The sequence below is a fragment of the Glaciecola nitratireducens FR1064 genome (assembly GCF_000226565.1).
Taxonomy (GTDB): domain Bacteria; phylum Pseudomonadota; class Gammaproteobacteria; order Enterobacterales; family Alteromonadaceae; genus Glaciecola; species Glaciecola nitratireducens.
This window is the reverse complement of record NC_016041.1, coordinates 610,827-631,513: the sequence shown is the minus strand read 5'-3', so window position 1 is coordinate 631,513 and position 20,687 is coordinate 610,827. Positions and strand designations below refer to the sequence as shown.

The window sequence follows — 20,687 nt, the reverse complement described above, 5'->3', positions numbered from 1 at the left end:
TTATGCTTGAGTTATAGTTTATATCTTAGATAATAATTATTGAGTCAATATTAGGAGCACATATGTCTTCAGCAAATCTGAACAGCTACAGTACTATTTCCATCAGCATTGCAGATGAAATTGCGCATATACAGCTATGCCGTCCAAAAGAACTAAACAGCATGATTGACGCTTTCTGGACTGAGCTTCCCGAAGCGGTAAGGCATATTGACGAGCATGCATTAGTACGCGTTATTGTTATTTCGTCACAGGGAAAACACTTCAGTGCGGGCATGGATTTATCTGTTTTTCAAAATATGGGAGCAAGCTTCAACGGCGAACCCGCTAGAAGAGCAGAAGCGTTTAGACGTCATGTATTGAAACTGCAGGACGCTTTCAACGCATTAGAAGAAGCGAGAATGCCTGTTTTAGTTGCGGCCCAAGGCGGTATCATTGGTGGAGCGGTTGACATGATAAGTGCATGCGATATTCGCTATTGCACTGATGACGCATTCTTTTGTATCAAGGAAACTGAAATTGGCATGACCGCCGACGTCGGCACATTGCAGCGCCTTCCGCACCTCATACCTCAAGGCCTAGTTAGAGAGCTTGCGTATACGGGCAGAAATATGATGAGTCAAGAAGCGCTATCTAGCGGTTTAGTAAACCAAGTGTATAAAGATCAAGAAACCATGCTAAGCGAAGTGATGAAAATTGCAAAAATGATTGCGGGTCACTCTCCAATGGCCGTCGCCGGCTGCAAAGAAATGATTAACTACACTAGAGACCACAGCGTAAGCGATAGCCTTAACTACATAGCCACTTGGCAAAGTGGTATGTTACAAATGCCCGACGTAATGGAGGCCATGAACGCAGGGCAACAAAAGCGTAAACCCGTATTCGAGAACTTACTGTCTAAAAAAGCAAGTTCGTAAAACGCTAATTCGATTTACGCATACCGTCTTCAATTTCGTCGAGAATAGTGACACATGTTTTGTATTCTAGCTTTTTAAGTGCGCTAATAAAGCGGTCAATAAAGTCAATGTCGGTGAATTCCGCAATAGCTGATAGTTCTTTTGTAATGTCATCTATCGAAACAAACTTACTGTTGGCTAGGTCTGTTCGCAATGTTGTTAGGTACTCTAAAGCTAATATTCTGCCACCACCGACAATCGGTTGTATAGTATGATTTTTGGTGGTGTGCACTGCACGAATCGACGCAATAGCGTCATCTACTTTTTCAAATAGTTGTGCTGGATCGATGAAATTATCCTGCGAATACTCAAATTCAATAAATTTAGCTTCCTCATACAAATCATTTGCTCCCATGCTTTCAGCTAAGCCCTTAATGGTGTGAGCATAGCGCTGAATAACGGCAAACTGACCTTGCCCAAAAGCGTCGTAAACACTTGAAGCTCTATGGTCAAAGTCGTCTGCAAAACTCTGTATAAGCTTTAAGTATAGAGCCTCATCATCACTCACTTTTCTCATGGCATCGGCAATATTAAAATTTTTCGGAAATTTAGATAAATCCCATTTTTGGCTGGAGGGCAGCACTCGCACATTTGACTTCTTGTGGCTTAAAAATTCCGATAGTCTTTGAAACAGAAGGAGTAAACTAAATGGCTTAGGCAGATGACGATCCATTCCCGACGCCGCTACTTTTTCAATGTCAGATTCAGAGACCGCCGCAGACATTGCAATTATTGGAATGTCTTTACCATGTGGTGTCGCTTTTATGACTTTACTTGCACTATATCCATCCATCACCGGCATTTGTAAGTCCATCAAAATAAAATCAAATACATCCGTTTCAACCGCATTTATTGCTTCTAAACCATTATTCACACACACTGACTCAATATTTAACTGGGATAAGAACTCAACGGCAACCACTTGATTTGTCATATTATCTTCGACAACAAGTGCTTTCACGTCCTCAAATTCAACAATATCGAACCCTGCACTGCCATCGTTTGGAAAATCAACTGTAGATGTGTTCGACTCAACATTGCTTAAGTCTGCATAGTCAGCGGGAGAAAACGGTAATATCACCTCAAATACACTTCCCTTGTCCAACTCAGTCTCAAAACTTAAATTACCGCCCAGTAAATGTGTTAGTGAGCGACTAATTGCCAATCCAAGACCCGTTCCGCCATATTGTCGACTAATAGAAATATCAGCCTGCGAGAAAACATCAAAGATTAACTCAGCCTGTGCTTGCGACATACCAATACCAGAATCGGCAACTTTAAAACTAAGTGATTCAACATCGTCTATAACGACCCGAGATACTTTCATTTCTATCTTGCCTGCACTAGTAAATTTAACCGCGTTACCCAATAAATTATTGATAATCTGACTGAGGCGTATCGGATCGCCTAAATAGTATTTTGACAAGCTACTTTCTTTACTGACCACAAATTCAATACCCTTTTGCTCAGCCAAAAAGCCAAATAAGCCGGTGCAGTTATCGATCACAAAGTTAAGTTCAAAAACCTCTTTATTGATCCTTAATTTGCCTGCTTCAATTTTGGAATAATCTAAAATATCGTTTAGCAAGCTGAGAAGGGACTGCGAAGATGCTTCGACTCTGCTGAGATAATCACGCTGTTTAGCACCCAAATCCATGCGCAGGACTACGTTAGTTAAGCCTAAAATTGCATTCATAGGCGTGCGTATTTCATGACTCATGTTTGCCAAGAATGAACTTTTTGCAGCGCTGGCCGATTCAGCCGACTCCTTCAGCTTGATTAGGTTGTTTTGCATGGCCTTCATTTCGGAAATATCTAAGAAACTGCTCATATAGCGAACAACCTTGCCAGTAGCATCTTTTTCAAACACAACGTCTTTGGCCAAACACCAAACCCAATGCCCACTGTTATGCTTTAATCGGTAGTTAATATGCGCCATCGCGTCAGTGTCTAGCTTTTTCAGGGCTTGCCAGTGTTCTAAGGCATGGAGCTTGTCATCCGGATGGACTAAGTTAGCCATAGCCGCCTCATCCATATTAAGCGCAACATCCATGCTATATCCGGTAATCTCGGTGAAGCTTTCATTAACAAACTCAATTTTATTCGACTCAAAGCTGTAGACGATAACGCCGGTAATAGAGGCGTTGAATGCCGTTTTAATGAATAACTCCTTGGCAGCTATCGCTTTTTTAGCCTTAATCTGTTCTGTTACATCCTCAAACAACACGATAGCGGTGTTTTTAACACTTTGGAAACACTGAACATCGTAGACTCCCTTAATATTGCCATGTTCATAATCAACCGCTTGATTGGTCCAATGCCCCCCTTTCTGTGCGATATTTTTATAAATTCTAGGCATCTCGGTATCAGCAATATCGGGAAAAGCTTCCTCAATTTCCCTATGCAACAGTTGCTTATGATCAAGAGCCAGTATTTTTTCAGCAGCATTGTTATAACCACTTAGAATAAAGCTATTCTTATTCTTCTTGAATACGTGCATACCGATAGGCAGTGATTCGATAATACTGCGGGTTGTCGCTTCGCTTTCAGCCAAAGCCTGTTGATACCTCAACTGTTCACTTATATCTTGGAATGAAGCAAAGGCAACCGCAATTCCCGTATTTATGCTGTCATTGCTCTCGTTCGACGTTAGCTTGAAACTGAGTGGCACTCTATGCCCAGTTTGCGTTACCGCATAAATAATATGAATAAACTTATCTTGAATTTTGTCGTCAAACTGCAACTGCCACAATTTTTGTAAATCAGAAGGCTTAATCCAGGTGGATTTTCCATTTTTTTGTGAAATCTTTTTTATTTCAATCAACTCTTGAATGGGTATGTTTTCAATTTCCACCTTTGATGTTTCAAAAATCTGACAAGCAGCATCATTGGCAATGATTACTTTTCCATTTTCATCAATTGCAAATACACCGACATGAGCAATGTTTGTTGACTCCCTCAACATTGCTTCTTCATTCGCTTTACCCTCTAGTTTGAGTCGTTCAATCCTTTCCTCATTCACTTTTTCATAAGCAGCTTTCAGGCTATCTTGGGTTGGCAATTTTAGCGCTAGAGGAATTGACTGATAAACTTTATACGCCGTAATGCAAGACACGATGGCCGTGGCAAACTTCGCAAGCCCATGTATCCCATAAATACCGTGCCAAATCACAAATATACTAATGGCATGCGTAATACCGCAAAATAAAATAAACAGCGAGAATAAAATGAAGATACCTTTGAACTGTAAATCTGCTCTCTGTTTCACGAAATAATAAATAGCAATAGGAATGGAAAAGTAAGCAAAGGTAATCATAACGTCAGAAATAACATTCAGCCACAAAATCTCAGGCTTCCACAAATAGCAGTGACCATGCGGCATGTAGTCAGAACGGAATAAGGACTCTAACGATTCGCCCATTATAAACTCCTAGAAGATAGAACAATTTGTATACAATTGATTTAACGCACTATAAACTCAAGAGGAAGACTTTAACAGGGCAATTAATGAGTTCCGACACTATCACCAGAAAACCTGTTGTACTTATTGTCGATGATGACATCACGACGGTTAAATTTATAGCCGAAGCAATTAGGGACCAATACGATGTCATATTTACGTTGTCGGCAGAGGACTGCCTGCAAAAAGCGATGGCAGAACAAAAGCCGGACTTGATATTGCTTGATGTAAAAATGCCCTCGGTTGATGGCTTTCAAATTTGTGAAGCACTCAAAAAATCTGAAGAAACTCAAAACATTCCGGTCATATTTATCACTAGCGCAAAACATCAAGAAGATCAGGAAAAAGGCTTTGAGATGGGCGCAATTGATTACATAACGAAACCTATCAATGTCAAAATTCTAAGAGCCAGACTAAAGGCACACATTCGTCAATCTATCGATCTAAAGAATTTAGAAGAGCTTGCCCTTACCGACGTGTTGACTGGCGTGCCCAATAGGCGGAAATTTAACGAAGCAATGAGATCCGATTGGAAGCTTGCAGTTCGAGACAAAAAACCAATCTCCCTCCTGATGATAGATATCGATGAGTTCAAACGTTTCAACGACCATTACGGGCATCCTGAAGGTGATAAGTGCCTCATTGCCGTTGCCAAAACCTTAAAACAAACTGTAGACCGCCCTATCGATATGGTTGCACGTATTGGTGGAGAAGAGTTTGTAATTTTACTGCCAGATACCGATTTATCGGGTGCTGAATTTATTGCAACAAAGGTGCGTCAAAGTATCCATGCATTAAACTTCCCTCATTCTGAGTCAAAAGTGTGCGATTTTGTTACGTTGAGTATTGGCGTCAGTTCTATGAAACCTACTATGCAAGAAGATCCTGAGATGTTAATTGATGCTGCAGATAAAGCATTATACAAAGCCAAGCATGATGGAAAAGACTGCTACAGAGTTGTTACTTTTTAAACTATCCCTGCATATCTTCTAATGCTCTACCCTTTGTCTCTTGCACATATTTAATAACAAAGAAAATAGAAATGAACGCACACAAAGTATAAAAGCCGTAGGCCCCCGCAAGACCAATACTGGCTAACATTATTGGAAACAGCATGATAACTGCGAAGTTTGTTGCCCATTGCGCTAAGCCAGCAACGGCTAAGCCAGAGCCGCGAATTTTATTAGGGAACATTTCACCGAGCATTACCCACATCACGGGCCCCCAACTCAAATTGAAAAAGAACACATAAGCATTTGCCGCAATTAGTGCTAGCATACCCATCTCACCCATCACTAGTTTGTTGGTTTGTGTATTGAACTCTGAATTCATGAATGCAAAAACCATAAGCCCGAGCGTTATCGCCATGCCAAGGGAACCAATAACCAATAATGGTTTGCGACCGGCTTTATCAATTACTTTGACAGCAATAAGGCAAGCCGCAATGCTCACACTGGCACTTATAACATTAATTAATAGAGCATCCGATTCGGAATAACCTACTGCTTGCCAAAGTACAGTACCGTAATAAAAAACGACGTTTATGCCCACCAGTTGTTGGAAAGTTGCCAAGCCGATTGCAACCCACACAATGGGCCTCACGCGGTGGCTAGCCTTATCAATTAAATCGACGATAGTGGGTTTGGTATCTTTATTTTCAATTGAAGCCTTGATTTCGTGCACCAAGGTTGCTGCCGCAGAAGCGCCATAGAGTTTAGTTAACACAATACTTGCCTTATCAAACTGTTGGCTCAACACCAAATAGCGCGGACTTTCAGGGATAAGAAAAAGAATCAAAAAGAACAAGGCCGCAGGCAGCAGTTCAACCCAAAACATCCAGCGCCAGGCTTCGAAGCCCATCCACAAAATGTCTGTTGATAAGCCAGCATATGTTGCTAAAGCGTAGTTACTCACGAATGCGCCGAACAAACCGAAGATGATTGCAATTTGCTGAATTGACACCAATCTACCGCGCAACCTCGCCGGAGCTATTTCGCTAATGTAGGCTGGCGCCATTACTGATGCGGCGCCCACGGCCAAGCCGCCGAGAATACGGTAAACCACGAATTCCAATGAACTGGCGGACACGCCTGATCCCCAAGCGCTCACGAGGAAAAAAATAGAAGAAATAATGAGTAAGGTTTTACGACCTAAAACGTCGGCTAATACGCCAGCAAAAAGAGCACCTATAGCGCAGCCTAAGAGCATGCTCGCGATATTAAATCCACCGGACAAATCGGAAGTATTAAACGCAGCGCTTAGCCCATCGTAAGTGCCATTAATAACACCGCTGTCAAAGCCAAACAAAAAGCCGCCTATGGTTGCCGCACAGCTTATTAAAACGATGTACAGTATGTTTTCGTTTGGCTGACTAATACTCATTTCCTACCCTTTGCTGTTAGACGCATCCAGTCTAAAAAATAGAAGGATGCGCAAATGTAAACAACATGTTAACTGGCAGGCGAGGCTCTGTCTAAGACTAATTAAAAATTAGCTCTTATACCAACGATAAACGAACGACCTTGTACCGGCGTCAGGTCTTTTAAGAAGGAAGTGTGCACGCGTGCCTCTTCATCCCCTAAATTACGCCCCTTCAAATAAAACGTAAGGTCTGTATTATTGAAAGATGTAAGATAGTTAATATCAAGATCCACTAAGGTGTAGCCTTTGGTTTCGCTTTCAAATTCAGCAACTCTGTCTTGTGTAAAGTACTTGTGCAATGAAAGTTCAGCTTGCCAATCACCCAGAACATAGTTAGCACTCACGCCCACTCTTGACGGCGGTGTTCTTGGTAAGTATTGGCTCTCGCCCATATTTTCATTCAACTTTGTGCGCACTAAATCACCCTGTGCTTGAAGTTGTAACGATGCCGTAGCTTGCCAGTTAACTTGAGCTTCAAACCCGTAAAGGTCTGCATCAACAGCGGTGAAAAGAAACACGGGTAATTCATCACCGTGTTCTTCTGCCATGTTGTCCACCAGCTCATCAGTTTCGTCATGCTCGCCTTCAACGACAAAGCCAGAGTCTGCTGCAAAATAATAGTCGTTCACTTGGTTATAAAATGCATTTAATACAAAACCAAATTCTCCACTAAATTTTCTGAGCGAGATGTCGATGTTATTCGATTTTTCTACAGCCAAATCTTGCGCCTGGAAAATCACGTCACCGTCATCAGTAATGTCGTAAAATGCACCGAGCTCATAAGTACTGGTGCCTATGTGCGGACCAAAACTGTATATTTCAGAGCTAGATGGCGCTCGTTGAGCGTAAACATAAGACAAGCCTAGATTATATCCCTCAGTAAAGTCCCATACTGCACCAATAGAAGCACTTATCGGGGTAAATGAAGCATTGCTCGACTGAATTCCACCAAGAGAGTTTTCAAGGTCATGGCCTTCAACAGCGTCATGATCTGCCTCTAAATGCTCTGCTTCTGAATGCATTGCCAAGAAGGCTGTTTCGCCGATTTGAATTGCTGGTACATCAATTTCTACGCGTTCAATTCTTGCACCCAGTTGAAACAGGACGTCACCAAAGTGTTGTTCCTCTATAACGCCAATCCCAAAGCTATTAGTTTTTGAAGGAGGCGTAAATGCTTCGTCGCCAATGGCTTCAAAATCACTGGCTTTGTAATGGAAGCTGAAGCCACCACGCCAGCCTGCAATCGGCTGGTGAATAAGCTCTACGCGAGCCTCGTGAGATTTATTTTTGAAAACAGTGCCTATTTCTCCGTTCTCAATTTCGGCATGCTTGTAATCTGTAAAGGCAAAGCTGGTATTAACTGCACTTATTGCATCAGTATTTAACTGAAGCTCACTTGAGATTTGGTAGCGATTTTGCTGTAGATCACCTTGAACGATCTCTTCGTCCATGGGTTCACTTGCATCTACATTGGTCTCATCGCTATGCTCATCCTCGTGAGCATGTCCAGGAACACCGTAAAAACTCGACATATGTTCTACAGAAAATCCAATGTGCCCGTTGTCGAGTAAATAGCTAGCGCCAACAGTAATTCCTTTTGTTCTGCTAGAGGAATTTTCTACCACGCCTTTTTTTTCGCCCTCATGCTCGCTGTGCGCCTCCTCACCTTCATCTTCAGAATGAGCTTCTTCATTTTCTGCGTAACCAGGAATTCGGTAGTCATCTGCATCGCGATAATAACCTTGTACATTAAAGGCGATATTGTCCTTGCCACCCTTAATAAAACCGGAAAAAGTTTCTTCACTGTTATTGGTATTGCGGTCTGTTGATACTTCGCCTTCCCAATCATTATTGTCGGGAATACGCTGGTCGACAACATTGACTACCCCACCAATCGCGCCACTACCATAAAATAGTGTTGCTGGGCCTCTTAAAACTTCTATCTGTGTTGCAGTTGACGTATCGGTAGCAACGACATGATCTGGGCTAACACGCGAAGCATCACCAGAATCTAAACCATTTTGTGTGACCAATACGCGTGGGCCATCTAGTCCTCTAATGATTGGCGAACTCGCAACCGAACCGTAAAAGGTAGAATGCACACCGACTTCATTTTTAAGTGTATCCCCAAGCGTAGACGCTTGTTTTTTGCGAAGCTCATCGCCTGCGATCACGCTTACTGGTGCTGCGGACTCTATCGTTGAAGCATGAAAAGCACTCGCTGTGACATCAAATATTTCGATACTCGAATTGGCAACTACAATTTCAACATCAAACAGGCCTAATTCAGGGATTGTGAGTTCTGTTTTTGAATGTATGTGCTTTGAACTCGCAACGTGAATTTCAACATTACCCGGTTTTACATTATCAAAAATAAACCGACCATCAGCGAGAATAGGCGTGCTTATGTTCGTTCCCATAATCTGCACTCTACCTTCATCTAAAGCTTGCCCTGATTTGTCGAGAACAACACCAGATAAGGTTTGTGCTTGAATTGAAATAGCAAAAGTGGATAGAACAGATAATGACAGAAAAGTGAGTGGTTTAGGTAAGCTGGTCACAATATATAATCCATATTAAAAGAAGATTTTAGATAGTGATTAAGATGTTATACTATAACATTTAATGTGTAAAGTTATAATATAACATTTGCTACATGCTTTTATTGGCAGGCCGAGAGACTATAACTCGGTGCTTTCTAACGAATGAAGAATGTATTGATACAGGTAAAATTAAAAGTGAAGATTGGAGCAATCTGCGTTTAGCTGCAAGGAATAATTGACTCCTTTAAGTTAGCCTACGCGCCAATTAAAAGCTTGACGCCTGGTCTTAGGTTTATTCAGTCATTTCTGGTCTAAAATCAGTAGAAACCACTGTATTTCGCCCCATAGACTTAGCTTCATATAAGCATCGGTCGGCTACTTCTAGCAACTTTCTACAATCAAATGCAGAGCCTTTATCAGAGCTTGTAGTTACGCCAATGCTAATAGTTACCGCTTTGTGAATAGTCGATTTAATATGAGGAATTGCCAACTCTTCTATTTTTTCACGGACTTTCTCGGCGAGCATAGCACCTTCGGATTCGCTTGAATCCGTCAGCAGTATCACAAACTCTTCCCCGCCATAGCGAGCAACTAGATCGAGAGGGCGAGATGCGCATTGTTCAATTGTTCGTGCTACCTTTTTAAGGACTTCATCACCTTTCACATGGCCGTAATGGTCGTTATATTGTTTAAAAAAATCAATATCTAAAAGAAGGATAGAAATACGGCGCTTGTTTCGTTTTGCATATTTGCAGGCATCGAAATACAGTTGGTCAAATCGGCGCCTGTTCGAGACTCCGGTTAAACCATCAATCCATGCCAACCTCTCAAGCTCAGCGGTCTTTTGGACTAATTCGATTTGATTACGGATACGCGCTTTAACCAGCGGTAAAACGAAAGGCTTTCGAAAATAATCACTGGCACCTAACTCTAAGCCTATGAGTTCATCGTCAGCTCCGCTTTGTGCCGTAATAAAAATAATGGGAATATGCTGTGTTAACTCATTGCTTTTCAAAGCTCGGCAGACATCGTGGCCGCTTATGTCTGGCAAAACAATATCGAGCAAAATAAGACAGGGAAGTGATTCAGAAGCCACTTTAATCGCTCGCTCACCAGTCATCGCAGCAAGGATATTGTATTGGTCACCTAGGGCGTTATTTAAAATCTGAATATTGATCCGCTCATCATCAACAACCAGAATGGTGGCGCGCTTTTCTATCATGTAACCCTTACTTCTCTAAATTTACTATTTCTTTTACAGATGCTTGGCGGATTAATATTTCACCATGCGAACTGGTTATCGACCATTGGCTTAAAAACTTACGTAAAACAACATTGTTTAAAAAACACGCATGATATCATCTATTTAAATTAGTGCCAAAGCTATAGTTCTTTCTCAGCAAATTCTGCTAAGCGGCTTCTAACAACCCCGTCTAAGTTGAAAGTAGCGCTTCCTGAAAAGTTTTTAAACTTTTCCACAATATAAGTTAAACCTGATGTAACTGCACTCAGATAGTTACTGTCAATTTGCGCCAAATTACCGCAGCAAATGAGTTTAGTGCCTTCTCCGCAGCGTGTGATTATGGTTTTCAGCTGTGATGCCGTTAAGTTCTGTGATTCATCTAATATAACAATCGCATTTTGAATACTGCGACCACGCATAAAGTTAACCGATTTAAACTGAATATTCGCCTTTTCCATAATGTAACTCATCGAGCCTTTAGTGCTCTCATCGTTTTTATGCAACACTTCCAAAGAATCGGTTATTGCCGACAACCAAGGAGCCATTTTTTCTTCCTCGGTGCCAGGCAAAAAGCCAATGGATTCAGCAATTTCAGGCGTTGAACGAGTGACAATGATTTTGTCATACATGCTTTTCTCAACGATCATCTCGAGCGCCGCAGCCAAAGCAAGTAGAGTTTTACCACTCCCTGCAGGGCCCGTCAGAATACACAGGTCGATATGTGGGTCGAGTAGCGCATGCATCGCCATTGCCTGACCAATATTTTTAGGCGATACGCCCCAAGCCCGACGAGACATTATGCGCTCATAACCCAAATCGAGCACTTCCAAGCTATCGGCTGTTATTGATTCAACTACGCCTGCAAACTGTCGAGACTCATCTAGCAGAAATTCGTTAACATATGCTTCAGGCAGAACACTTCTTGGAATATTGTGAATAGTGTCACGCCCTTCTGTGTGACTTTCAACACGCTGGACATTTTGCCAGAAGTCACCTTCGAATATATGATAGCCCTTGGATAGATATTTAATATCACTGATGAGCTGATCAGTTCGATAGTCTTCTACCAGACTCATTCCTGCACCTTTGGCTTTTAGGCGCATGTTGATATCTTTCGTTACCAAGATAACCTGTCTGGGGGCTAGTTTTGCCTGTAAATGCAAAGCAACATTAATGATTCTATTGTCGTTCTCATTGCTGGTAAATACCTGCTGTTTATCTGGCATCGACAAGTCTGAAAATATCGAAAATGTGCCTGTAGGTGCACTTTCTCCTGAACCTAAACTGGCCATACTAACACCTGATAGCATTTGTTCAGGGCTCGCATTGTGCAGCAAATCCTCCATTGCCCTAATTGAAACTCTTGCGTCACGGGCCACATCTTTTTTGCTGTCTTTGATGTAATCCAGCTCTTCTAACACGGTCATAGGCACCGTGACGTCATTCTCTTTGAAAGACGTAAACGCGAGCGGTTCATGCAGTAGGATATTCGTGTCAAGCACATAGAGTTTAGTGTTGGAGAGCGACACTATTTTCGCTTCAGTGCTCGCTTCAGTTTGTTGATCGTTCGGCTTAGCAGGTGTGATTTGCGTTTGTTCTGGCATCCGTTACTCCGATTGCACGAAGACAAAGATAAAGCATGTTGTCTCGGTGGTGAGAAAACAATGTTTCTGCGCAATCCGTGTAGATGCCGTGATTATTCGGCTGTAGCGGCAGAAAACATTGACGACACCGTCACTTTAAATGAGTTTTCTATAATTATCACTACCTTTTTTAAGGTAATTTGAACAGATAGCTGACAGCCGCGCTGAGTATCAGTACAATGCGCACCCTTTTTATTTTTTACCTTGGATTTTTAATTATGAACGCAGCACAAGAGTATACCGTTGGGCAACGTTGGTTAAGCAATACAGAGGCTGATTTAGGCTTAGGTATTGTCATGGCCGCTGACAACCGAACGATAAATTTACTCTTCCCTGCGGTCAAAGAAGATCGTACTTATGCGATTGCTCATGCTCCGATTACCCGTTTAATTTTGAGTGAAGGTGAAAAAGCCCTTCATATCGACGGCTGGGAGTTAAAAATCACAAGTATAATGATGCAAGATGGTCTTTATATATATTCAGGCTTGCGCACAGACAATGGTGAAGAAGCATCGATTATGGAAGTCACTCTTGACCATAACGTAAAGCTCAATCAACCAGAGAAACGTCTATTTAGTGGTCAATTGGATTCGCCTAAGTGGTTTGACATTCGACACGAATGTCTGCAAAAGCAGCACGACCACGCCACCTCTGGTGCCGTTGGTTTGGTAGGCGCTCGCGTTGAGCTTATACCGCATCAACTGCACATTGCAAATGAGGTCGGCAGTCGTTTCGCTCCACGTGTTTTATTAGCTGATGAAGTAGGCTTAGGTAAAACAATTGAAGCAGGACTAATACTGCATCAACAATTATTAACAGGCAAAGCTAAGCGCGCTCTCATTACAGTCCCCTCAAGTTTAGTGCACCAGTGGTTAGTAGAGATGCTGCGCCGCGTAAACCTTTCATTTTCAGTATTTGATGAAGAACGCATGGAAGCAATGGCCGAAAGTGGCGATAATCCTTTCGAGCAGGAGCAGCTGGTGCTGTGCAGTATCGACTTTATTAAACAAGAAAAAGTCCTAGAAAAAGCGACTCAAGTTGATTGGGACATTTTAATCGTAGATGAAGCCCATCATTTACAATGGTCGGCAGAGCATGTGTCAGAAGAATACAGCGCCATTGAACAGCTATGTAAAATCGTGAAAGGCGTGCTTTTATTAACAGCAACACCGGATCAACTCGGTCATGAGAGCCACTTTGCGCGCTTACGTTTGCTAGACCCAGCGAGATTTCACGATTACCAACAATTTCTTGAAGAAGAGACGCACTACGGCGAACTCGCTGAAGCAGTCGCGCCATTGATTGAAAATGCGCATATGAGTCAGGCGCAAATAGACAAATTAAATGCCGTAGTTAAGGATGAAGAAATAAGCGACGCAATGCTGGCAAGCGGCGAGCAACGCCATGCTTTATTAACTAAGCTTATAGACCAACATGGCACTGGACGTTTGTTGTTCCGCAATAGTCGAGCCAGTATTCAAGGATTCCCTGAACGAATTCCTATGCCTGCGCCATTAAAGTTGCCAAAAGAATATGCGGTATCTTTATCTTTAGAAGAAGATGTTGTGCTTAGTCTGCATCCAGAGCGCGCTCCTCTAGTAAACGACAACTGGACCAAATATGACCCACGTGTCACATGGTTAGTCGACTTACTTGAAACTAATAAAAATGAAAAAGTGTTGGTTATATGTGCTTACGCATCAACAGCACTGCAACTGGCTGAATATTTACGCCAAAAAACAGCTATTCGGCATACTGTGTTTCATGAAGGCATGAGTATTATCGAACGCGATAAAGCCGCACATTTCTTCGCGACCAATGAACAAGGCGCTCAAGTGTTGCTGTGCAGCGAAATAGGCAGTGAAGGCCGAAACTTTCAGTTTTCTCGCCATTTAGTATTGTTCGATTTGCCAATGGTGCCTGACTTGTTGGAGCAGCGAATTGGTCGCCTCGACCGCATCGGTCAGAAATTCGATATCAACTTACATATCCCGTACTTCGAAAACACAGCGCAAGAAGTGTTGTTTGACTGGTACCAAGATGGACTAGGTGCCTTTGAGTCCACATGCCCGGTTGGAAGTGATGTATTTAAGCAGGTACAGTCCGACCTCATGTCTGCACTCAAAAACCCAGAAGACACAGAACTAAAGCTCGACATTATCGGCCAAACCGCGGCACTAACGAAAGAGCTGAAAAAGAAAATTGAGCAAGGTAGAGACAAGCTTCTAGAATTAAATGCCTCAGGTTTTGGCCGTATTGATGACTTGTTAGACACGATCATTGCCGCCGAAAACCCAGTAGGCTTACTAAAATTCATGAGCAGATTGTTTGATGCGCTTGGCGTTACACAAGACGAAAAAGATGATTACAGTTTTATTCTTCGCCCCACAGAGCAACTAGTCCATCAAATTCCAGGTTTGACTGAAGATGGTTTAGAAGTGACTTATCAACGTAGTAATGCAACCAAATTTGAGCAATTGCAGTTTTTAAGCTGGGACAGTGAGATTGTTAGTCACTGCCTAGAGTCAGTTACAACTGATGTATTGGGCAAAAGCAGTATTGCATTTACAAAAGATCCAAACTTACCTACCGGTGCATTTTGGATAGAGACAACAAGCGTGCTATCCGCCAGTGCAGAAGCAAGTTTGCAGCTTTATCGGTTTTTACCTCCAACACCTGTACGACTGTGTTTAGACTCTAAAAACCAAGCAGTTGAAGCTGAGTTTGAGCAATTGTTTAAAGTAAAGCGTAAAATTGCACTGCAGCTTCTTCAAGCACTTGCCGACCCAATTACCTCTGGTATCGAAGAAAGCTTAAAGTTAGGTCATGCGAACTTGGCTGAACAACAGTCACTGGCGCTCAGTGCAATGCAAACAGAACTCAGTGCTGAAATTGAACGTTTGCGCTCGCTGCAAAAAACAAACGCCTCAATTCGCGATGAAGAAATTCAGTTTATTGAAGCACAAAAGGCAAAGCTCACCGACATCATTTCAAACGCAGAACCTTATTTAGACAGTTTGCGTGTTGTTGTGAACAATCCATAGATGGCGCTGTTACATTATGCACCGCCCTTAGATCCTTATCTTACGATACTGTATCAAGATGAGGATATTTTGGTGCTCGACAAGCCTGCGGAGCTACTCACTGTTCCAGGCAAGGCACTAGAACATCGAGATTCGCTGCAAATTCGCGTGCAGCGCGTTTTCCCGACGGCAACTATCATACACCGGCTCGATATGGCCACCTCCGGTATTCTTATTATGGCCTTGAATAAACCTGCGCATGTACATTTGTCTCGTCAGTTCGAAAATAGGCTTACATCTAAAACGTACTTTGCCAGAGTGTTTGGTCACGTAGAAAGAGATTCGGGAAAAATTGACTTGCCATTGATATGCGACTGGCCAAATAGACCAAAGCAAATGGTCGACCACGAGCACGGCAAGCCATCACAAACGCATTGGCAAGTGATCCAGCGCGATGCTAAGTCTACCCTTGTGGAATTGACTCCCATCACTGGACGTTCACATCAACTACGGGTGCATATGTTGGCATTAGGGCACCCTATACTAGGCGATCGACTCTATGCGCATGAGGAAGCAAAAGTAAATAACCCACGACTTTGCTTACATGCACAAATGCATGAGTTTTCGCATCCTGTTAGCGGCGAAAAGCTGCGTTTTGAATCTTTACATTCATTTCATCAAGAGTGATGCTGAGTAAATTGGCATCGTCACTCATTTATCCTGTTTGAGCATTTTCTCGCCTATTCCGACTGAATCAGGCTTATGAGTTGTAAACATATTCATAACGAAGCCGATAGCTTTTGTATATATGTAAAAGAAACACACTTTAATTTTATGCAGAAAATAATAAGAGACCTTATTACTTTAATTTTCGCAGGCTTGTTATTGCTCAGCAGTGCTCTGTCATTCCAGCTTGAGGCTCAGTCAGCTTCATTTTCAGAAATGACAAGTATGGATATGAGAAATCAACTGCATGTGGATGAATTTACCCTAATTGACGTAGGGAACAATCGTGTTCCTATTTTGATTTCTACGTCTGAACAACCCATCACTAAGGGCATTGTGCTTATCATTGGTGATGCCGATATGCCCTTGGGTAGACAAGATTCGCTTAGCCAACTTGCAAAATCCTTACCAGCAGTCGGCTGGACTACGGTAGTGATGCCGTCTTTAGGATTAAGCCTTGGGCCAAATATTGCCTTCCCGATTGAAAACGAAGGTACGCAAGAATCCGCGGAAACAGATAATTCAACACAACAAAATGATGATTTGTCTGGAGCGACAGCTACCCCACTTGCTGATGCCGTTGAAGACGGTCAGGTTGTTGATGAAACGACGAACAGTCTCTCGGTAACGTCATCTATAAGCGAAGCTGACCTCGTCATTTATTCGCTAGAAATAGAAGCATTTATTAGCGCTACCCTCCAACATATGGAAACGACGATGGGACATCGCATATTGGTGAGTCAGGGCATGACAGCAGCCACCATCGCTAAGCTCGCGGCTGATGAACATGCAACAATGCAGCAAATAGACGCACTGGTTATCAATAATCCGTATTGGCCAATTCGTAAGTTAAACAACAAAATACCCATGGTTGTTGCGCAAACTCCTATTCCTGTTCTCGATCTAATTAGCTATTGGGATAATAGCTGGAGTAAACAAACAGAGAAGGCACGCAAAATAAAAGCAAGAACTCAGCTTAAGGAAGTTTATCGGCAGGCTGACATTGTTGGACAAACTTTTGATCAAGTTCAGAAAGACTATGTTGCGCGTCAAATTCAAGGTTGGACGAGCTACCTGGGCTGGTAATCATCCTTTCGATTTTTTAATTCCTTATATATTTCTATATAATACATAGGGTTGAGCAGTCATTTACGTTGTGACTACGCGAATTATTTTTCACTACCTATACTGTAAATACCTCCTAATCTATTTACGTTGGCACATTACTTTGTTGGTTCAACACTTCATCGATCGCAAAGCACGACAGCTTGCTTATTATATGCGTTCTTATTGGCAGAACGAGCTTCCTTATGCTGAGCTCGAATGCTTTTTGTGGGACACTTTTGAAGAATGGTCACAAGTTAAAAACCAGAAGACGCAGCCTTATAGCCACAAAGAACGGATATTTTGGCACGTGCTGCACCAAACTCATTATTGGGAGGAACCACGATTACGCAACGATGAATGTATTAAAACGCAATTATCGATGTGTATTTCGTTTTTAGAGGGCCAAGGTTTGTGCCCCTTGGATGTTGTAGGTATACGCCCTTAACCGAGCTATCTAGTACTATTCCAACGATCCTTCATGGGCTAAAACAACACGATTACGCCCCCCTTCTTTCGCTTCATATAAGGCTTTGTCGGCATCTTCAAGCCACAGCACAGCCTCTCTATAATCACTCGTAAATTGAGCGATGCCGATACTAATCGTGTATTTGATTTTTATATCTTCGTAGGGAACCGCGTCTAAAGAAACCAACTTACGTAACCTTTCTGCCATGATTTTAGCCGTTTTCTCAGTCGTATCCGGCAAAATAATAGCGAACTCTTCGCCGCCGTAACGTCCGCAGATATCTGTTTCGCGTGTAGCTAATGTAATTAATTTAGCCAAGCGCTTTATAACCAAATCACCTGCATGATGGCCGTGTGTATCATTCACTTTTTTAAAGTGATCAATATCTAACATGATGGCGCAAACGTCAGGGTCATTTCGCATCGCCATTTTGTATTCTCTCTCGAAGCGCTCTTGCCAATAACGTCTATTATACAAGCCCGTTAAGCCATCAATTCGACTCACTTCCTGCAGCCTTGCATTGAGACCTTCAATGCTTTGCTTGGCCATTGCTTGGTCAGTAACATCATAGACTAAGACACAAATCCTTTGGGTTTCTCCAGTGATTGAAGCTAGCGGAAATATCGTGACATTTTGATACATATAGTCTGACGCAGACGTAATCGGTCGGCTGGTGCCAAATTTAAACACATACGGGCGTTGTTCCCAGATGATAAATGCAGGGCTGCCCATGTTAAAGACCGGGTCACACTTGCGTTTAAACCACGTTTCGTCAATCTCTGGAAACAGTGAAAAAAGATTTTTTCCAATTATCTGGCTAGGCCTAACGCTGCTGTGGTTTTCCATAAACTGATTCCACACAGCAACAGAGAAATCTTTTTCTAAAACAACGATCCCTACTTCTATTGAGCCTAAAAGGTCTTGCTGCCAATGTAACTCTGATAACTCCTGAATATCTTTATTCATCTTCGCTTCCTTTCTGAAACACTAAGCGGTTGAACACCCTATCGACATCTTGATCAGGAATAAGTAGCAGCAGCTCAAAACTGATATCGTGTTTTGAAATGGCATAAGCAATCTCAATTGCCAACACTTTTTCCCACCTTGAAGTCTGATCATTCATCAATTCATGCAAGTCACGGTGTAAGCCCAAAATAATCGGCGTATTGTGAGTAAATTTAACATTCAATTGCTCTGATAATGCGTTCAAGCAGGCACCAATGAGAATATTGGAAACGTCCATAAGAACTTCGATTTCACCACTACCATCATTATTAGAAATATCATCGCCGAGCAAGGAGGCCATACTTTGTACGTTGCTGTCGTTGAATAAAATGATCGCTTCACCGCTAATACCAGTGCTGATAAATCCTTTCGATACCGCCGACATCTGCTTATTTCGATTCACTTCATCAAGTGCCATATGCAGTTCGCTGGAGTGTAATAGACTCACATTAGGAATGGGTAAATCGATAAACTCGTTCAGAATTTTAGCTAAGTTTTCGCCTGCTTGGCCCATGGCAACGTTTGCAAGCTCTCTGAAGGCATCCAACTTTTCAGCTTCATCCGCATTTTCTGAGAGTAAATTTGTTTGTTCACGCTTTTGTGCCGTTGTTGCGCCAGTATAGATACCGTATTTGGCAAGGATCGTCGTTAGCTTTTCGTTATCGATAGGCTTGCGGATAAAATCAACGGCACCTAGTGCCAGCATTCGCTTTCGAGCTTCTTCTTGAACGTCACCGGAAACAACAATCACTAAGGTAGGAAGATCTTCCTTGCGGATAATTTGCATGGTTTGATAACCATCCAGCACGGGCATATTCAAATCAAGAAAAAGAATATCACCCTTACCCTCTTTGATCATGTCAATTGCTTGTTGGCCGTGCTCCGCAAACGAGATATCTATATCCCAACCATCTGGAAGCGATCTGGCCATTGCTTTGCGTGCAAAGCCAGAGTCATCGCATATGAGCACGGATACAGTCATTAATAGAACCTTAAGATAAAAATATATGTCGTTTCTAACCAACAAAAAAAGAAAATGGTTTCATGTTCCCAGAAGGTTAGTTATGAAGCTATTTTAACAGCGTTATAGCGATTCTATCGGCTTTAACGGCTCCTAACTTTATTATAAAACAGCTTGTTTTTCAAAATAGCAGTTAAACATCACCAAGTATTGGCGGGGAGCCTGCTAAAATCTCCATTTATTATGGTTTAAACAGCGATGAATTGGCAAAAGCTTAGACAGAAAATGGATACGCAATGGCATCGTGATGTTCATACCCATGCACCGTAAAGTCATCCGTTGTTACCCATGTTTCAATGTCGTTGAGAGACGTAATTTTTGGATTAATTGTCAATGTAGGATTGTCAAAAGGAGTGCGAGATAGCTGAACATCCTTCATTAGATCGAACTGATTTTCATAGATATGGGCATTTATTATTTTATGATAAGCTTTCTTGGGTCTATTGCCCGTAATTTGCGCTACCAAAGCTAACATCACATAAACTTGAATTTGATTGAAGTTTAAGCCTAGCGGAACATCGCAAGAGCGTTGATAGCTAGTTAAATACAAATCCTTACCCAACAGTGAAAAGGTGTGCGTGTGCATGCACGGTCGCAAACAAGCCATATCAAATTCACCTGGGTTGTAAAATGTAATTATTTCACCGCGATCATCGATACCCTGCGATAAATTATCAATAACTTTCGCAAGTTGATCCAGCGTCGAGCCATCTGGCTTTTGCCATGTCCGGCCCTGCACGCCATAAACTCTGCCCATATCGTCTTCTCCTTTACGATGTGGGTTTGCCAACCAGGCTTTGTTCTCGTTAGCGTTTGCGTTCCATGTATTGCAACCAATAGCGCGAAACTGGGCCGCACTTTGATAACCACGCAAATAACCTAATAGCTCAGCAATTGCCGCTTTGTAAAAGCTTTTTCTAGTGGTCACCAAGGGAAAAGAGTTGTTCTCAACATCGTATTCAAGCTCAGCATTAATCACGGTTAAACACTTTTGTCCTGTGCGCTCATTAGTTAACCACGTTCCTTCATTAACGATGCGCTGACATAGTTGTTCGTATTGACTCATAGTAATGACT

The 20,687-nt window shown here is 42.2% G+C and carries 14 protein-coding genes; 6 read left to right on the top strand and 8 right to left on the bottom strand.

Features of this window, described 5'->3' with window-relative positions:
- Positions 1–62 precede the first annotated feature (62 nt).
- Entirely contained in the window at positions 63–914 is an 852-nt protein-coding gene (locus GNIT_RS02705; protein WP_014107600.1) for a crotonase/enoyl-CoA hydratase family protein, read from the top strand.
- 4 nt (positions 915–918) lie between these two features.
- Here GNIT_RS02705 and GNIT_RS02700 read toward each other — a convergent pair whose 3' ends face one another.
- Positions 919–4,374, bottom strand: a complete 3,456-nt coding sequence (locus tag GNIT_RS02700; protein ID WP_014107599.1) for an ATP-binding protein — start codon at positions 4,372–4,374, stop codon at positions 919–921.
- Between the two features lie 86 nt (positions 4,375–4,460).
- Between GNIT_RS02700 and GNIT_RS02695 the strand changes: the two genes are divergently transcribed.
- Positions 4,461–5,384 carry a diguanylate cyclase domain-containing protein gene (locus GNIT_RS02695; protein WP_014107598.1) on the top strand — a complete coding sequence of 308 codons (924 nt, stop codon included), beginning with the start codon at positions 4,461–4,463 and terminating at the stop codon, positions 5,382–5,384.
- A 1-nt stretch (position 5,385) separates the two neighbouring features.
- Here the strand turns inward: GNIT_RS02695 and GNIT_RS02690 are convergent, their stop codons facing one another.
- From GNIT_RS02690 to GNIT_RS02675, 4 genes are all read right to left on the bottom strand, one after another.
- The gene (locus GNIT_RS02690; RefSeq protein ID WP_014107597.1) at positions 5,386–6,795 is read right to left on the bottom strand and encodes a sugar porter family MFS transporter; all 1,410 of its coding nucleotides are present in this window, start codon (positions 6,793–6,795) and stop codon (positions 5,386–5,388) included.
- Between the two features lie 101 nt (positions 6,796–6,896).
- Complete coding sequence (locus tag GNIT_RS02685) at positions 6,897–9,395, bottom strand: TonB-dependent receptor (protein ID WP_014107596.1); 2,499 nt, start codon at positions 9,393–9,395, stop codon at positions 6,897–6,899.
- A gap of 274 nt (positions 9,396–9,669) precedes the next feature.
- The gene (locus GNIT_RS02680; protein WP_014107595.1) at positions 9,670–10,599 is read right to left on the bottom strand and encodes a GGDEF domain-containing response regulator; all 930 of its coding nucleotides are present in this window, start codon (positions 10,597–10,599) and stop codon (positions 9,670–9,672) included.
- A gap of 161 nt (positions 10,600–10,760) precedes the next feature.
- Positions 10,761–12,224 (bottom strand): PhoH family protein, encoded by a 1,464-nt coding sequence (locus GNIT_RS02675; protein ID WP_014107593.1) that lies wholly within the window; start codon positions 12,222–12,224, stop codon positions 10,761–10,763.
- Between the two features lie 257 nt (positions 12,225–12,481).
- Here GNIT_RS02675 and rapA point away from each other — a divergent pair, with 257 nt between their 5' ends.
- From rapA to GNIT_RS02655, 4 genes are all read left to right on the top strand, one after another.
- The gene (rapA, locus tag GNIT_RS02670; protein WP_014107592.1) at positions 12,482–15,307 is read left to right on the top strand and encodes an RNA polymerase-associated protein RapA; all 2,826 of its coding nucleotides are present in this window, start codon (positions 12,482–12,484) and stop codon (positions 15,305–15,307) included.
- Positions 15,308–15,973, top strand: coding sequence for an RluA family pseudouridine synthase (locus GNIT_RS02665; RefSeq protein WP_014107591.1), 666 nt, complete (start codon positions 15,308–15,310; stop codon positions 15,971–15,973).
- A gap of 147 nt (positions 15,974–16,120) precedes the next feature.
- Positions 16,121–17,098, top strand: coding sequence for a DUF3530 family protein (locus GNIT_RS02660; protein WP_148261683.1), 978 nt, complete (start codon positions 16,121–16,123; stop codon positions 17,096–17,098).
- A 142-nt stretch (positions 17,099–17,240) separates the two neighbouring features.
- The gene (locus GNIT_RS02655) at positions 17,241–17,564 is read left to right on the top strand and encodes a hypothetical protein (RefSeq protein WP_014107589.1); all 324 of its coding nucleotides are present in this window, start codon (positions 17,241–17,243) and stop codon (positions 17,562–17,564) included.
- 15 nt (positions 17,565–17,579) lie between these two features.
- Here GNIT_RS02655 and GNIT_RS02650 read toward each other — a convergent pair whose 3' ends face one another.
- The 3 genes from GNIT_RS02650 to GNIT_RS02640 all read right to left on the bottom strand — a co-directional run bounded on the left by GNIT_RS02650 (position 17,580) and on the right by GNIT_RS02640 (position 20,677).
- A complete protein-coding gene (locus GNIT_RS02650) occupies positions 17,580–18,551 on the bottom strand; it encodes a sensor domain-containing diguanylate cyclase (RefSeq protein WP_014107588.1) in 972 nt (323 codons plus the stop codon).
- A complete protein-coding gene (locus tag GNIT_RS02645; RefSeq protein WP_014107587.1) occupies positions 18,544–19,572 on the bottom strand; it encodes a response regulator in 1,029 nt (342 codons plus the stop codon). The genes GNIT_RS02650 and GNIT_RS02645 overlap by 8 nt, the downstream gene beginning before the upstream one ends.
- Positions 19,573–19,825: 253 nt before the next feature.
- On the bottom strand, positions 19,826–20,677 hold the full coding sequence (locus GNIT_RS02640; RefSeq protein WP_014107586.1) for a thymidylate synthase: 852 nt from the start codon (positions 20,675–20,677) through the stop codon (positions 19,826–19,828).
- Between the last annotated feature and the right edge of the window lie 10 nt (positions 20,678–20,687).

Coding starts and splice junctions, on each gene's coding strand:
- GNIT_RS02660 (WP_148261683.1), top strand. CDS start 16,121: ATGCAGAAAATAATAAGAGACCTTATTACTTTAATTTTCGCAGGCTTG.
- GNIT_RS02650 (WP_014107588.1), bottom strand. CDS start 18,551: ATGAATAAAGATATTCAGGAGTTATCAGAGTTACATTGGCAGCAAGAC.
- GNIT_RS02640 (WP_014107586.1), bottom strand. CDS start 20,677: ATGAGTCAATACGAACAACTATGTCAGCGCATCGTTAATGAAGGAACG.
- GNIT_RS02675 (WP_014107593.1), bottom strand. CDS start 12,224: ATGCCAGAACAAACGCAAATCACACCTGCTAAGCCGAACGATCAACAA.
- GNIT_RS02700 (WP_014107599.1), bottom strand. CDS start 4,374: ATGGGCGAATCGTTAGAGTCCTTATTCCGTTCTGACTACATGCCGCAT.
- GNIT_RS02705 (WP_014107600.1), top strand. CDS start 63: ATGTCTTCAGCAAATCTGAACAGCTACAGTACTATTTCCATCAGCATT.
- GNIT_RS02645 (WP_014107587.1), bottom strand. CDS start 19,572: ATGACTGTATCCGTGCTCATATGCGATGACTCTGGCTTTGCACGCAAA.
- GNIT_RS02695 (WP_014107598.1), top strand. CDS start 4,461: ATGAGTTCCGACACTATCACCAGAAAACCTGTTGTACTTATTGTCGAT.
- rapA (WP_014107592.1), top strand. CDS start 12,482: ATGAACGCAGCACAAGAGTATACCGTTGGGCAACGTTGGTTAAGCAAT.
- GNIT_RS02665 (WP_014107591.1), top strand. CDS start 15,308: ATGGCGCTGTTACATTATGCACCGCCCTTAGATCCTTATCTTACGATA.
- GNIT_RS02690 (WP_014107597.1), bottom strand. CDS start 6,795: ATGAGTATTAGTCAGCCAAACGAAAACATACTGTACATCGTTTTAATA.
- GNIT_RS02680 (WP_014107595.1), bottom strand. CDS start 10,599: ATGATAGAAAAGCGCGCCACCATTCTGGTTGTTGATGATGAGCGGATC.